The organism is Sphingopyxis sp. LC363, from assembly GCF_000756385.1.
Taxonomy (GTDB): Bacteria; Pseudomonadota; Alphaproteobacteria; order Sphingomonadales; family Sphingomonadaceae; genus Sphingopyxis.
The window spans coordinates 30,977-44,090 of sequence record NZ_JNFC01000002.1 but is presented as its reverse complement, the minus strand read 5'-3'; the positions used below and the strand labels follow the sequence as shown (position 1 = coordinate 44,090).

General features: G+C 61.8%; 14 protein-coding genes. 4 read left to right on the top strand and 10 right to left on the bottom strand.

Going from position 1 to position 13,114, the window contains the following annotated elements; translation table 11 throughout:
* Positions 1-5: 5 nt before the first annotated feature.
* A complete protein-coding gene (locus FG95_RS01620; protein ID WP_037553485.1) occupies positions 6-1,232 on the top strand; it encodes an NAD(P)/FAD-dependent oxidoreductase in 1,227 nt (408 codons plus the stop codon).
* 93 nt (positions 1,233-1,325) lie between these two features.
* On the opposite strand, the gene FG95_RS01615 is transcribed toward FG95_RS01620, so the two are convergent.
* On the bottom strand, positions 1,326-1,793 hold the full coding sequence (locus FG95_RS01615; protein ID WP_052181984.1) for a DUF6118 family protein: 468 nt from the start codon (positions 1,791-1,793) through the stop codon (positions 1,326-1,328).
* A 9-nt stretch (positions 1,794-1,802) separates the two neighbouring features.
* A complete protein-coding gene (gene traA, locus FG95_RS01610) occupies positions 1,803-4,787 on the bottom strand; it encodes a Ti-type conjugative transfer relaxase TraA (protein WP_037553484.1) in 2,985 nt (994 codons plus the stop codon).
* 173 nt (positions 4,788-4,960) lie between these two features.
* Here traA and FG95_RS01605 point away from each other — a divergent pair, with 173 nt between their 5' ends.
* Positions 4,961-5,284 carry a conjugal transfer protein TraD gene (locus FG95_RS01605; protein WP_037553483.1) on the top strand — a complete coding sequence of 108 codons (324 nt, stop codon included), beginning with the start codon at positions 4,961-4,963 and terminating at the stop codon, positions 5,282-5,284.
* 16 nt (positions 5,285-5,300) lie between these two features.
* Positions 5,301-5,531 (top strand): conjugal transfer protein TraD, encoded by a 231-nt coding sequence (locus FG95_RS01600; protein ID WP_037553549.1) that lies wholly within the window; start codon positions 5,301-5,303, stop codon positions 5,529-5,531.
* On the opposite strand, the gene FG95_RS01595 is transcribed toward FG95_RS01600, so the two are convergent.
* The 5 genes from FG95_RS01595 to FG95_RS01575 all read right to left on the bottom strand — a co-directional run bounded on the left by FG95_RS01595 (position 5,518) and on the right by FG95_RS01575 (position 8,745).
* On the bottom strand, positions 5,518-6,075 hold the full coding sequence (locus FG95_RS01595; protein WP_037553482.1) for a lipocalin family protein: 558 nt from the start codon (positions 6,073-6,075) through the stop codon (positions 5,518-5,520). The two genes, FG95_RS01600 and FG95_RS01595, sit on opposite strands and share 14 nt — an antisense overlap.
* Positions 6,076-6,158: 83 nt before the next feature.
* The gene (locus FG95_RS01590) at positions 6,159-6,599 is read right to left on the bottom strand and encodes a MucR family transcriptional regulator (RefSeq protein WP_037553481.1); all 441 of its coding nucleotides are present in this window, start codon (positions 6,597-6,599) and stop codon (positions 6,159-6,161) included.
* 25 nt (positions 6,600-6,624) lie between these two features.
* Positions 6,625-7,545, bottom strand: coding sequence for a nucleotidyltransferase and HEPN domain-containing protein (locus FG95_RS01585; RefSeq protein ID WP_037553480.1), 921 nt, complete (start codon positions 7,543-7,545; stop codon positions 6,625-6,627).
* A 58-nt stretch (positions 7,546-7,603) separates the two neighbouring features.
* On the bottom strand, positions 7,604-7,855 hold the full coding sequence (locus FG95_RS01580; protein WP_037553479.1) for a sigma factor-like helix-turn-helix DNA-binding protein: 252 nt from the start codon (positions 7,853-7,855) through the stop codon (positions 7,604-7,606).
* On the bottom strand, positions 7,852-8,745 hold the full coding sequence (locus FG95_RS01575) for an ArdC family protein (RefSeq protein ID WP_037553478.1): 894 nt from the start codon (positions 8,743-8,745) through the stop codon (positions 7,852-7,854). Before FG95_RS01575 ends, FG95_RS01580 begins: the two co-directional genes overlap by 4 nt.
* Before the next feature lie 547 nt (positions 8,746-9,292).
* On the opposite strand from FG95_RS01575, the gene FG95_RS01570 reads away from it, so the two are divergent.
* On the top strand, positions 9,293-9,532 hold the full coding sequence (locus FG95_RS01570; RefSeq protein WP_037553477.1) for a helix-turn-helix transcriptional regulator: 240 nt from the start codon (positions 9,293-9,295) through the stop codon (positions 9,530-9,532).
* A 58-nt stretch (positions 9,533-9,590) separates the two neighbouring features.
* Here the strand turns inward: FG95_RS01570 and FG95_RS01565 are convergent, their stop codons facing one another.
* The 3 genes from FG95_RS01565 to FG95_RS01560 form a co-directional block, all read right to left on the bottom strand.
* Positions 9,591-9,914 (bottom strand): DUF736 domain-containing protein, encoded by a 324-nt coding sequence (locus FG95_RS01565; protein ID WP_037553476.1) that lies wholly within the window; start codon positions 9,912-9,914, stop codon positions 9,591-9,593.
* A gap of 1,036 nt (positions 9,915-10,950) precedes the next feature.
* Positions 10,951-11,424 (bottom strand): hypothetical protein, encoded by a 474-nt coding sequence (locus tag FG95_RS20415; protein ID WP_152567551.1) that lies wholly within the window; start codon positions 11,422-11,424, stop codon positions 10,951-10,953.
* Between the two features lie 416 nt (positions 11,425-11,840).
* Positions 11,841-12,869, bottom strand: coding sequence for a hypothetical protein (locus FG95_RS01560; protein ID WP_052181983.1), 1,029 nt, complete (start codon positions 12,867-12,869; stop codon positions 11,841-11,843).
* Positions 12,870-13,114: the final 245 nt, after the last annotated feature.

Sequence of the window (13,114 nt, the reverse complement as noted above, 5' to 3'; positions counted from 1 at the left end):
AGCAAATGAAGCAATTCGACGTTGTGATTGTTGGCGGCGGACATGGCGGGGCGCAGGTTGCGGTGATGCTGCGTACGCAGAAGTTCGAAGGCAGCATCGCGATCATCGGCGACGAGCCCGAGCTGCCCTATGAGCGCCCGCCGCTGTCGAAGGAATATTTCGCGGGCGAGAAGGAATTCGAACGCATCCAGCTGCGGCCCGCCAAATATTGGGACGAACGCGCGGTGACGATGCTGCTGGGCAAGCGCGTCGTGAGCGTCGATCCCGCCGCGCACAGCGTCACGACCGATGCGGGCGAGACGATCGGCTATGGCAAGCTGGTCTGGGCGACGGGCGGGAGCCCGCGGATGCTGCCGATCCCCGGCGGCGACCTGCCCGGGGTTCAAGGCGTGCGGACGAAAGCCGATGCCGATGCTATGAAGGCGGCGTCGGAAACCGCAAGCCAGATCGTCGTGATCGGCGGCGGCTATATCGGGCTCGAGGCCGCGGCGGTGCTGACGAAGGCGGGCAAGAAGGTCGTGCTGCTCGAAGCGCTCGACCGCGTACTCGCGCGTGTCGCGGGGCCCGAGCTGTCGCGCTTCTACGAGAAGGAGCATCGCGATCACGGCGTCGACCTCAGGCTTGGCGTTTGCGTCGAGGCGATCGAGGGCGACACGCGCGTAACGGGCGTCCGGCTGGCTGGCGGCGAGGTGATCCCCGCCGACCTTGTCATCGTCGGCATCGGCATCGTCCCTGCGGTCGAGCCGCTGATCGCGGCCGGTGCCGAGGGCGGCAACGGCGTTCTGGTCGACCGGATGTGCAGGACGAGCCTGCCTGACATCTACGCGATCGGCGACTGCGCAGCGCATGAAAATCATTTTGCCGAGGGCGCGGTGATCCGGCTGGAATCAGTACAGAATGCGAATGATCAGGCGAATGTCGTCGCCAAGGGCATCGTCGGCGACGAGGCCCCCTATCATGCCATCCCCTGGTTCTGGTCGAACCAATTTGATCTGAAGCTCCAGACCGCAGGGCTCTCGACCGGGCACGACCAGGCGGTCCTTCGCGGCGATCCTGCGACGCGCAGCTTCTCGATCGTCTATCTGAAGGCCGGCAAGGTGATCGCGATCGACTGCGTCAACGCGACCAAGGATTATGTCCAGGGGCGCATGATCGTCACCGCCGGGGTGGTTGCGTCGCCAGAGCAGCTTGCCGACACGGAGACGCCGCTCAAGGAACTGCTCCCAGCATAGTCTCCGTACATGGTGCCTTGTTTGCGAGGGCATTAGAGCCAAAAAGCACCCGCGACCGACGAAGAATATACGCCTGCTGTCTCACAGTATGATCTAGCCGGCTGGTGTCCAAACCGCTGCACCGAGCAGCCCGAGGAATAGCCCGCACAACACGCCGCCGGTCGCAGCCCAGGCCACCCACCACTCCTGTTCGCTGGTCGATCTCCTCTGCTTGATCATCCCCTCGACGCGGCCGAGCTCGCGCGCCAGCGCCGCGCGCGCCTCGCCGAGGGATTTGCGATCCTCAGCGCCGAAAGATCGCGATGCCTCGAAGCTTTCGGCGGCAAGCGTCAGCGGCGTGAGCTGCATCGCCGGACGCTGGTCGATGCTTTCAAGGCGCTTCTCGATCTGGCCCAGACGCTGCGCCGTATCGCGCAGCGTCTCGGAGTAATCCGGAATCTTGTCCTTCGCTGCTGTCAGCCCTTCGATCGCGGCGCGCTGGAGCGATATTTCCTTGCGCAGGTCTTCGAAGGCTGTGGCGGCGTCATTGGTGGGCGGGGTGCGGGTGATTTTTTGCGTCATGGGTCCAGCTTACATACCCATCCCCATGCCGCGTCCACGGCCTAGACTTAGCTGGAGATCCTGAGACAGCGTTTTCGTGCTCATAGCGTCCAGACCAAGCTGGGCGCGTCGATTCTGGAGCAGCGACTCGAGCTGCGGATCGCGGTGAAGGCTTTTCGCCATGTCGGCGAGGTTGGCGCGCGCGGCCGAGCGCGCGGCGTGGGTCGGCGCCTCCTTCGCCTGGACGCTTTGCTTCTTCCAGGTCGCAACGAACAGCTCGGCGCGCTTCTCGGTCTCGGCAGCGAGGCGCCTGGTCTCGGCGGCGAGCCGGACACGGTCGCGCTCGGCGCGGACCGTCGCCGCGCGCTCAGCCGCACGTTCAGCCATCCGTGCGGCCTCCTGCCGGTCCATCGCCGCGATCGCGCCTGCGGTTTTACCTTGAGCAGCCTCGCTGGTGAGCTTGTAGCTCTTCCCGAACGCTTCGCGCAGATCGTTCGCCCCGCCCGGCCGCAGCGTATCGAGCTCCTGCCGGGCCTTCCTGTAGGCATCGAGCTCGTGCGGAAGTTCCTTCCCGCCCGCGCGGCGAACATCGACGATCTCCTTGGTCACGCGCGCAAAGCGCTCCACCGCCTTGTCGAGCGCCGATCGGACCGCAGGGGGATCAACAAGGTGGGCGCTCACGCGGACGTCTGAGAGCCCGACGGTTCGCCGCAGCGTGGGCGCCTCCTCCCGCAACGGCTCGCGCGAGACGGTGAGCTTAAGCCCGTCGAACATGGAGCGCTTGGGCTCAGCGACCTTCGTCGCCTCCGCCACCTTGTAGTCGCTCGCCATATCCTTGCCGCGCTCGCGGCCGAGCGTGCGCACGAGCTTCGCCTGGTTCGCGAAGTCATCCTTGGCATAATGGACATCGACCGCCTCGCGGTGCCGCGACAGGGCGACATAGGCGCCGTGCCGGTCCATGCCCGGCGTCGCCAGCAGCTGCACGCGGTCGACGGTCATGCCCTGCGCCTTGTGGATGGTCGCCGCATAGCCATGATCGACATGGGCATAGTCCTTCAGGTCGAACGCCACGCGTCGCCCGTCGTCGAGCGTCACTGCCATACGCGCAGGGCTGACGCTTTCAACGCTACCGAGCGAGCCATTCTTCACGCCGAGGTCACGTTCATTACTCAAGAACATGATGCGGTCGCCCGATGCGAAGCTTCGCTCGCCCCGATCGACCTTCAGGGCGACTTCGTCGGAAAGTGCTCCACTTGCCTTCAGCCGCTGGCGGACAGCATCGTTGAGCTGTTCGCGCTCGTCATTGGTGTGGGTCAGAATGATGCGGCTGGCATCGGGATGATTTTGCCGGTCGCGATCCCACGCATCGACCAGCTCGGTGCGCGCCGCCTCGCGCGTCTCGGCGGCGTGGACATGGCCAGCGTCGGCATAGCGCCCGATCGCCTCGCCGGTGCGCCCGGTGGCAAGCTCGCGCGTCGCCTCGCGCTGCCATTCCTGCTGCTGGCGGCGGATGTCCATGATCTCGACAGCGCCGTGCCGTTCGGCCGCCGCCCGGAACGCGGCGCCGGCCTCGATCGCCTGCAGCTGCTCGGGGTCGCCGACGAGCACGACCTTCGCGCCCTGTCGTTCGGCTTCCGACACGACGCGCTCGAGCTGGCGCGTCCCGATCATCCCCGCCTCGTCAATGACGAGGACATGTTTGTCGGTCAGCCGCTCGCGATCATTCGCCCATTGATGCTCCAAGCTCGCGAGCGTGCGCGAAGCGATCCCCGAGCCATGTTCCAGACCTTCGGCCGCGATTCCCGAGAGCGCCGCGCCCTGCACCTGATAGCCTGCCGCTTCCCACGCCTCGCGCGCAACCCCAAGCATCGCGCTCTTCCCTGTCCCGGCATAGCCGATGACATTGCTGATCCCGCGCGATGAGGCGACATGTTCCAGCGCGCCGCGCTGCTCGGCCGACAGATCGAGCCCGCGTGCCGACGCATTCGCCAACGCCCGTTCGCGATGACGCTCGGCAACACCATAATGACGCCGCGCCTCGAGCGTCGCGGTCGCGCGTTCGAGGCGCTGCTCGGTCTCGATCATCGACCGCGACGTGAACCGATCATCGCCGCGCCCGTCCTTGCCGAGCGCCATCAGTTCGGGCGATGCCTTCACCGCCGACATCACGGCATCGAACTGCTCCTTGCCGTCGCTGTGCCGGTGCACGAACATCGCAAGGTCGCGGGTGGTAAACGTCGCCTGGCGATGCGTGATCGCGTCGAGCGCGATCGAAGGATTGGCGATGATCTTGTCGCCGTTGGACCGCGCGATCTCCAAATGCTCGGCGAGCCGGTCCGGCGCCAGGCCATCCGCCGCCATGCGCGAGGCCGCCGGGCCAATCTTGTGCTGCGGCTCAAGGTCGATGCCCTGCTCTGCGAGACTGCGATGATCGACGCGCGCATCGATGTCGAGCGATACCAGACGTTCATTTACGTGGTCTGCCCAGGCTTCGCGCCAATGGGTGAGCAGTTCGGTGCGGTTCCACTCGCGCATCTTCGCGCCGAACGCGGCCGATCCGTCCTCGCCGATGCGGATTTCGCGCATGGTGAGCATGACATGCGCGTGCGGCTTGGCGAGGCCGTCAGCGCCCATGTCCCAATGGACATTGAGGTCGGCGATCATGCCGCGTTCGACGAACTCGCGCTGGACGAAGTCGCGCGCCAGTCCGATCCCCTGTTCTTGCGTCATCTCGCGCGGGATCGCGAACTCAACTTCGCGGGCGAGCTGCGCGTCCTTTCGAGTCTCCGCAGCCTCGACATCGTTCCAGAGCTGTTCGCGATCCGACCAGCGTTCGTCGGCGCCCTCGGGAAGAAGCACTTCGCTGTGGACGACGCCCGCCTTGTTCGAGAAGTCATGGTGGCGACCGAGCCGTTCGTCGTGCAGCCGGTCGGCCGAACGATAGGCGGCGGCGGCAACCGCGCTGCAGCCCACAGCGCGCGAAATGACTTTGGCCGAGAAATGGTAAAGCGCCATAGCGCCGTACCATTTACAGCAAAACAAGCACGTCGGCACGACGTATAAGCGCGCCCTTACACGATTTCATCGCGCTCGGGATCACAAAGTCTTGGGAGATTTCAGCTGCTTGCGGGCGCTTGAGAGTCGGCATAGCTGGTTCGTCCGACCCTCTCAAACGGAAGGACGTAACGATGCGTAAACCGCGTGATTTCGACGCCGAACTTCAGGCGCTGACCGACAAGGCCAGGGCGCTCAAGACCAAGAAGCAAGGCCAGCTCGGCGAGCTCGTCATTGCAACGGGCGCCGATGCGCTGTCGATCGAGCAACTTGCGGGCGCGCTGCTCGACGCCGTCGGCGCCGACAAGACGCGGAAGGAGGCGTGGCGCAAAAGCGGCGCGGCCCTCTTTCGCGGAGGAGGCCCCCTCACTCGCAAGGGCGCTCGCGGCATCGCGGGCGGCGCACCGGCGGATTGTGCAGGCGAAGAACCGCGTCCAGGCGAAGCGGGCGCGGCATGACACGCGGGTGTGGCAGGTGAAGCGCCGCGAGCGCACGCGCCAACTGATCGAGTTGGGCGGCCTCGTCGCCAAAGCCGATCTGATCGAGCTGACGGGCGATGATCGCGCCGTCATCCTCGGGCTGCTGGTGGAGGCCGCCGCGATGCTTCGCGGCGACGAGCGCGAGCAGCAACTAACGCTATGGCGCCGCCGAGGACGGCGCGCGTTCGCGGACGGCCGAAACTCTGATTTGTTCAGTGCTGAGTGAAGTGAATCAACGCCCAATTATAGCCGAGCGCACGAACGCGCGCTTCGAGATCGTTCAGCATTTCCGCGCCTGGCTTGGCGTCGCGCGTCAGCACCCAGAGATAGCGCCCCGACGGCTCGCCGACGATCGACCATTGATAATCGTCGCAATGGTCTAATACCCAGTAATTGCCGAAGAATGGGCCGAAGAAGGATACCTTCAACTTGGCATTCGTCGCCTTGTCCTCGACCTTTGCCTTGCCAACCGATTTGCGCAGCTTGCCATCGGGCGCACCCTTGCGCCCCCGATTGACGACGCGCACGGTGCCGTCGCGGTTCAGCGAATAGTCCGCCGTGACGGCCTCGAGTCCCTCCTCGAACGACGCATCGTAACGATATTGCTCGTACCAGCGCCCCATATATCGGCGGAGGTCGACCGCCTTCGCGGGTTCGGGGACCGAGTAGTTCCCGACCGGTCCGGGACGCGGATAATATTTCCAGAGAAGATAGGCGAACGGCGCGGCGACGGCTGCCACCGCACCGGCGGCGAGAACGGGTTTCTTCATGGATACTCCGTGGATAAATGGTCCACGGTTCTACGCGCGAGCCCAAGCTTCGTTGCCGCACCGACGGTGCAACGACGGCCGCGCTATTTGGCTTTGGCGCGCCCGCCAGCGGCAGGCTTGCGACCGCCGCCGCGTCCTTTGGTGCCGAGCCCGATCTGCTTGGCGAGCGCGCGGCGCTTCTCGGCATAATTGGGCGCCACCATCGGGTAATCCTTCGGCAGGTTCCATTTCGCCCGATACTCGTCGGGTGTCATGCCGAAGTTGGTCATCAGATAGCGACGCAGCATCGTGAGCTTTTTGCCGTCTTCAAGGCAAACGATATAATCAGGTTTGACCGACGCGCGCACCGATACGGCAGGCTGCTGCGCCTCGCGTTCGGGCTCGGCGTTCGAAGACAGGCCGGAGAGCGCTTCATGCACCGAGCGGATAACCAGCGGAATATCGGAAATCGCCACGCTGTTGTTGCTGACATGCGCGGCCACAATGTCGGCGGTCAGCGTGATCAGCGTTTCGGGATCGTCCATGATCTACCTTTCGGGAATGAGCGAATTACTTCGCTTGGCGCTCTAGCAGCGCAATGCGCTCCGAACAAATCGCATGAACCGCGCGGCCCAGTTCCTCGACACGCTCGCCGAGCCATTGAAGCTCGTCTTCGCTGATCCGATAATGCTTGCTGTAGCGCGCCTTCACATAGGCTTCCTTGAGCTTCTCGAAGCGCGAGCGATCGGCCTTCAGCTCGCGCGGCCAGGCATCGACGAGCCGCATGTCGATGCGCTCAGCCTGCGTGCGCAGGAAGCCGAGATTATGGACATGCGGCGTGTAGAACGTGCAGACCAGAAGGACGCAGTGATAGAGGCGTTCGGCAGTCTGGTGTAGGTCGAATGCAGCCTTCTTCAAGTCGCCGTCATTTAGTGCGTGCTTATATCCTCGAAGGAAGCTCTGAGCAGACGGAAGCCACTCTTCGAAATACTCCCGCGCCATTTCCAGCGCCTGCTGCGGCGTCTTCGGCTTCGGCTTATGAAGCGCCTTGTCGTCATACTCGTAGAGCGCGATGCCGTCCTTCGCGACGTCCATGAAGAAATAGCGGCCATGCGCGAGCCCGTCGTTCACTTCCTGCAAGGTGTGGACGATGAAGTTGACCGGCGTGTGGAGCGTCCTGTCGATCGCAAGCTCGCGGTTCAGCCGATCCTCGAGCTTGAGCCAATAATCGACCTTCTCGGTGAGGCGCTTGTCATTGACGATGATGAGCAGATCAAAGTCCGAGCGATAGCCCTTGGCGGTGTGCGGCTCGTCGACCCAGCCGCCACGCGCATAGCTGCCGTAGAGGATGATCTTGTCGATCCGTCCTTTCTTCTTCCAGCTCATCGTCGCAAGCGCGATGGCGTCCTCGAACTCCTCGAAGATGATCGCCTTCACGCGCTCGAGCTCGCGCTGCTTATTGGCCGGAAGATGATCGAGATCGGTGCGCATTTACATCACCCTGTAATCGCGCGGGCCGGATGGCAAGCGCCATCCGGCCCGCGCCGCTTCACCACAGCCGGAAACGCCACCACCATGGATCTTTCTCATCCATGGCGCTCATCATGATGCGAAGGCTCGCGGCGAAGTGCTTCTCGACCTCGGCGACGCTGATGCCGAACCGCTCGGCAATTTCGGGATAGCGCATCTCGTCGACGCGGATCGCGAGAAAGACCTTGCGGTCGAGGCCGCGCATCCGATCGACCGCGCGCTCGGCGCGCCACAAACGAAGCCGCTCGGCGCGGGCCTTACGCGCGCTCATTGTTCGCCTCCCGTGAAGGCCAGCAGATAATCGCTCGCCTTGCTGGCTTGGCTTGCGGCGCGGAAGATCGCCTTCTCGTCATCGCGCAGGACAGAAAGCCATGATGCGATATAATCGGCGTGGCGCACGGTCGGCGCGATGCCGAGCGAAGCGCAGGTGAAGGCTGATGCCATTTCGGCGACAAGCTCTTCCCTGGCATAGGCTTCGGAGCCAAAGCCGCCCGTCTGGTCGCGATCCAAGCGGCTGCCGTGCCCAGTCCAATGCCCAAGCTCGTGCAGCGCGGTGCGATACCAGTTCACCGGCTCGTGAAAGGCCGCCTGCGGCGGCACCTGCACAAAGTCATGGGAGGGGCTGTAAAAGGCATCCGCGCCGCCAATGTTGAAGCGCGCGCCGCTCGCAGCAATCAGCGCATCGGCCTCGGCGATCGCCAGCACCGGATCGGCGCTGACCAACGGTGCGGTGAAGTCTTCGGGAATCCCTTCGCACTGCTCGACGTTGAACACGACAAAGCGCTTGAGGAAAGCCACCTGCCGTGCCTCGCGGTCTTCGCTGCGCGCCTGTTCCTGCTCCGCCTTCGGCGTGAAGCGGTCGGCATAGCAAATGACCGTGCCCTTCTCGCCGCGCCGGACATTGCCGCCTGCGGCCTCGGCCTGCCGGTAGGTGAGCCAGCGCTGTGACGCATAGCCCTTGGCGATCACCTCGGCCCAGAGGATCAGCACATTGATGCCGCTATATCTGCGCGCCGTTCCGGCATTCTGCGGCATGGTGCAGCCGCACGCCGCGCTGTCCCAAGGCTGCACCCAAGGCAGCCGCCCCTCTTCCAGCTCGACGATGATCCGGTTGGTGACCTCGCTGTAGAGGCTCGCCCGTTCGATCCTTTCCTTGCGCACAACCTTTCTCCTTCCAGCCACCGCACCCCGGCCCGGAAGGGGGCGGAGGTGGGCGGCAGGAAGGAGCCGGCAGACCCGCATCATCGGGCGGGCTGCATCCGCAGGACCGCAATGCAATGGAGGACCCGCGACGCGGGTTGCGGCCCGGCCGGGCGAGGCTAGAGGCGAGTGACGCCCACCTCCGCCCCCGCAGCGCCGGGGACAACGCCGCCGCAGAGCGGCGACCGCCTGTGCGCCAGCGGCGCCCTCATCCAGGCGAATCAGAACGTTCGCCGCGCCGGTGACGGCGCGACATTTTGGACGCGGCCGTCGCCGACGGCCTCATTTCTCCTCGGGCGATCTCATGCGCGAGACGCTGTGCGACAAAAAGTTCAGGCTACGCCAGGTCGGCCCGCAAACCTCCACGGACGCCCATGGATGCCCACGGCACTACGCCATCATACGATAGCAAAATCGGCAGATTTCTGGGGTGTTGACGAACGCGATTTCGATCCCTTCTATGATCTCACGTCGACGTATGATCCCCCGACATATGGAGAAACAGCACATGGCATATCAATCTCCCCTCCGCCTCATGCGCCTCACCGAAGTCCTCGATCTCACCGGGCTCAGCCGTGCCACCCTCTATCGCAAGATCTCCGCCGGCACCTTCCCGCCGCAGCACAAGCTGGCGGAGCGTTGCTGCGGCTGGCGTGCCGGCGAAGTCGATATCTGGCTCCGCAATCCCATGTCCTTCACCCTCGCCGACCTCAGGCGCAGCCGCGGCCGCGGCGACGGCCCTGTCTGAAAGGCTCAGGACAGCGAAACCCCGCGCCGCGGAGGCGGCGCGGGGTGGAAGTCAAGCCTCAGTCGGCGGGGTTCCAGATGAGGGCATAGCCATCCTCGCCATCCTGCCCGGCGGCGCGGCCGAGGTTCGCATAGAGCCGGCGCGGTCCGAACTCGGGGGCTGCGAGGCTCAGCGACACATAGGGCTCGCCCGACTGCTGTCCGACGCGGATCCAGCCGGCACCGATCTCGACGCCCTCGGAATAGACCCGGTAGTCGGGCTGGACGTCGCCCGCTTTCGAGCGGTTGGTCCGGATCTCGATCGCTGCGCGGATCGAGAGGGTCTTGAGCTGGCCCACGAATCCCTTCTCGATGGTGCCGTTCACAAAGCCGATAGATGCCATTTGTCGTCTCCTTGAGTTACCGCGGGACCATCCCTGCGGCATGGGCGGACCAAGGACCGGCATGAGGCGCTCCCGCGAACCCGTCAGGGCCGCAGCGAAGCGGAGGAGTGCAGCGGGACGATTATTTGAAGCGAAGCGGCCGCGAGGAGACTGCGCAGCAGTCGGGGAAATAATCGCCCCGCCGCGCTTACGCGGGACGCCGCGCGGGTCCAGGTCGATCGCCCGTCGCCGGGGATGGTTCTGCAGAACAGGTGGAGCGCCCGACAGCTATCGGCCGGACCGATCAATCGTCGATGTTTGAGCGAGACAAGCGATCGTACCGATATTCCGCAGACGATACGGCCTCAGCTAGGGCCGACGCTCCCTGCCCTCAAACCGTCTTCCGATCGCGGAAAGATCATGCCGGAGGTCCGGGGCCTGGCGTTGACGCGAAGCCCGTTGCCAAAGCTCGCGCCAACCCCCGCGACGCCTTCGAGCTCGACGATAACGACCCCGGCGAAGTCCAGGCAGGATGTGAAAGATGCAGCATCTTCGTGTCGGCGGCGCAGAGGCAGTTTCGCGCAGCCCTCTTCCCGCTCGCCCGAGGCAACCTCGTGCCATCCACTCGCCGCGCCAGCTTGCGGGGATAGCGAGCGCGAAACAACGACGCCGCGCCGGTCGGCGAGCCCGGCGCGCCATGCCGGAACAACAGACGCGCCCTTGGCGAAGCCGTCGGCGGGGCGGCGTGCGTGCGCAGTTGTGCTTAGCCGCCGCCCCGCCAAGATCAGCGAGCCAAGTGCGCCGCGCGGCCACCCAACCAAACGCGCGACCTCTGGCGGCGCCTGCCGCCGCCAGTGTGCGCTCATTTGAGGCCGCGCTCAATTCTATAACTGGAATGCGCCTCCTTCTCGCCTTTCGACAGCGACTTTTCCTCGCCCGAAAGCGGACGATCAAATTATCGCAGGCTTGGACTTTAGCCGCTGCTGAAGTGCCAGGCGCCGAGCGTCAGCCCCAGTTAGAAGCCGACGTTACACGTTCCCTCGACGAGCGCTCCACGTCAAATGATTTGCTTTCCAACAGTCCGAATTATCTCGGTATAGACCAAGCAAAACCAATAAATTAGTTCGTCTATGCAGAGTTTGCAGACAGTTTCAGCACCTCCGATCTTAACAAGATCGATATTTCGCTCATCGTTCCTATAGTGAAACATTCTATTTCGAAGGGTCGCAAACAGGTGTGACATATCGTTAAATGCCACTCTAAACAGGATGTCGCCTTGATCTTCAAAATCCATACTCGAGACTGCTGGCTTTACCGCAGCATTTAGCTCGCTCTTGATCTTGCTAACTAAATTAACGTCGTATCCTGCAACTGAAAAGTCGAATAGTAAGCCATCAAGATTACCCTGTGCCGCCAACGTAGGCAGCGCTTTCGATAGAACCTTTAGATCGCCTTGCTTACCATCAGATACGAGAGATTTTAAAAAACTTAGCGACCCTGCAAAGTTTTGATTTGATAGTGCATATAGCATCGGAAAGGCGACAGAAGTGTATTCAAGTATCCTATATAGGTATAAAAAACTTTCGGTGAACCGTCTTTCTCTGCGCGCGACTAGGCATAAGATGAGTTCATCTCTGATTGTCGCGAAAAAATTACTATTTCGTGCTCCGACTGTCGTAAGAAGGTGCGAATAATCACCGAGATTAACCTGCGACTCAAAGAGGAGCTTTACTACTCTCGCCACCCTGTGCGCACGCAGAGGCCTCGTTCGGAGCTCGTTGCGTCGAAGTCGAAAGACATTGTCTGCCTGGTCTTTAACGTCGACATTGCCAACAATAATTCTCACGATCTCATGTAGCGCATATCCTTGCTGGCCAAGGCCGAAGGGATGCTCGGGCAAGCCGTGGACGCTAACCGGCTCAACAAGCTGAAATGATCGCATAGTTATCAATCGACCATCGTTCTCTCAAAAAAGACTTTGGTTATCTCGTCAGCGTCTGCATCCTGATAGCGGTCTAGGTTTGCAAAAAAGTGCATCGATAATTCGCGCCGAAACTTACCAACATTAATTTTTGAAACATTAAGTGCGGAAAACGCTTCGTCGAATGTTTCAGTCAGAACCCTAAAGTGGTCCTTGCTTATCACTTTTAATTGTTCAAAGCTCCTTTTTGCGCCCACCGCGAAGCCTACCAAGTTGTTGCCAAGACGAAGCCAGTCTCGGGATATCGTATCAGCCGAGAAACGCGCAACCTGGTCTAATATATCAGAGAAAGATACATTAGATGTGGTAAGGTCTGAGTCCATAACCTTGCCGACGAGAATTTCATCTAGTTTTGACTCGATTATGCGAGAGTTTTCATTGTTAACACTATTGGTTAGAAATGCTGTATAGGCGGAAGCGATATCACTTTTTCTAAAGGCCCCATGAGGCTTTACAGACTCAGTTTCCTTTTCAGATACAATAACCATATCAGGGTGACCTATATTTAGGACACCCTTTGTTAACATCTCAATTTGATGTCGCGCAGTCATGGGCTTCTGCCCGTTGTTAAGAGTGATCATCCGATACAACAAAAGGTCGTAACGCTCAGCGATGATCACGTTCACGCTGAGACTTCCATCTGGATTAAAGCCAATCTCGTTGGACGCATCCCACAGCGTGTTAAGTCGCTGCATGCCGTCCAAAATGTATCCCTCGGAGATGTTTTCCTCTACGAAAGCCTGTATATTGGCGGCATTAAGGTCGCTCGCATGCGCGGGATTTACGAAGGCGAGGGTTATCGGAGGCATTACACAGCCCCGGAGAATATCCGCCTTCAGCCGTTCGTAGAACTTTTTCCGTTGAACCTTTCGCTGTTCCTCGAACTTATCAATCAGAGGGAACAGGCTATCGAGGGCGTATCTGTAGGTGGTGACACCGGTCGCTACGGTGCTTTGAATCACTTCGTCCTTAACGACGCTAAATACGGTAATCATCACCCCCCCCCCCGCTTGGCTGCCTTCGACTTTCTTAGAAGCGAGGCTAAAGCGAGAATACTAGCCCCGCCAGCGCAATCTGTCACCCGTAGCTATCAAGGCTGCGAAAAATCGGTTTCGGCGCGAGGTGACATTCGCACTACTGCATCGGAAGGGCGAGTTTGGTCGGCAGCCGACCCTGAGTGAACGTCCGCTATCCTGCAACTCCACTCCAATCCGGACGGTCGCCTACCGGCCATATTTGA

Bases quoted from the DNA above. Each gene is read 5' to 3' on its own strand.
- FG95_RS01620 (WP_037553485.1), top strand. From the start codon at position 6: ATGAAGCAATTCGACGTTGTGATTGTTGGCGGCGGACATGGCGGGGCG.
- FG95_RS01615 (WP_052181984.1), bottom strand. From the start codon at position 1,793: ATGACGCAAAAAATCACCCGCACCCCGCCCACCAATGACGCCGCCACA.
- traA (WP_037553484.1), bottom strand. From the start codon at position 4,787: ATGGCGCTTTACCATTTCTCGGCCAAAGTCATTTCGCGCGCTGTGGGC.
- FG95_RS01605 (WP_037553483.1), top strand. From the start codon at position 4,961: ATGCGTAAACCGCGTGATTTCGACGCCGAACTTCAGGCGCTGACCGAC.
- FG95_RS01595 (WP_037553482.1), bottom strand. From the start codon at position 6,075: ATGAAGAAACCCGTTCTCGCCGCCGGTGCGGTGGCAGCCGTCGCCGCG.
- FG95_RS01590 (WP_037553481.1), bottom strand. From the start codon at position 6,599: ATGGACGATCCCGAAACGCTGATCACGCTGACCGCCGACATTGTGGCC.
- FG95_RS01585 (WP_037553480.1), bottom strand. From the start codon at position 7,545: ATGCGCACCGATCTCGATCATCTTCCGGCCAATAAGCAGCGCGAGCTC.
- FG95_RS01580 (WP_037553479.1), bottom strand. From the start codon at position 7,855: ATGAGCGCGCGTAAGGCCCGCGCCGAGCGGCTTCGTTTGTGGCGCGCC.
- FG95_RS01570 (WP_037553477.1), top strand. From the start codon at position 9,293: ATGGCATATCAATCTCCCCTCCGCCTCATGCGCCTCACCGAAGTCCTC.
- FG95_RS01565 (WP_037553476.1), bottom strand. From the start codon at position 9,914: ATGGCATCTATCGGCTTTGTGAACGGCACCATCGAGAAGGGATTCGTG.
- FG95_RS20415 (WP_152567551.1), bottom strand. From the start codon at position 11,424: ATGCTATATGCACTATCAAATCAAAACTTTGCAGGGTCGCTAAGTTTT.
- FG95_RS01560 (WP_052181983.1), bottom strand. From the start codon at position 12,869: ATGATTACCGTATTTAGCGTCGTTAAGGACGAAGTGATTCAAAGCACC.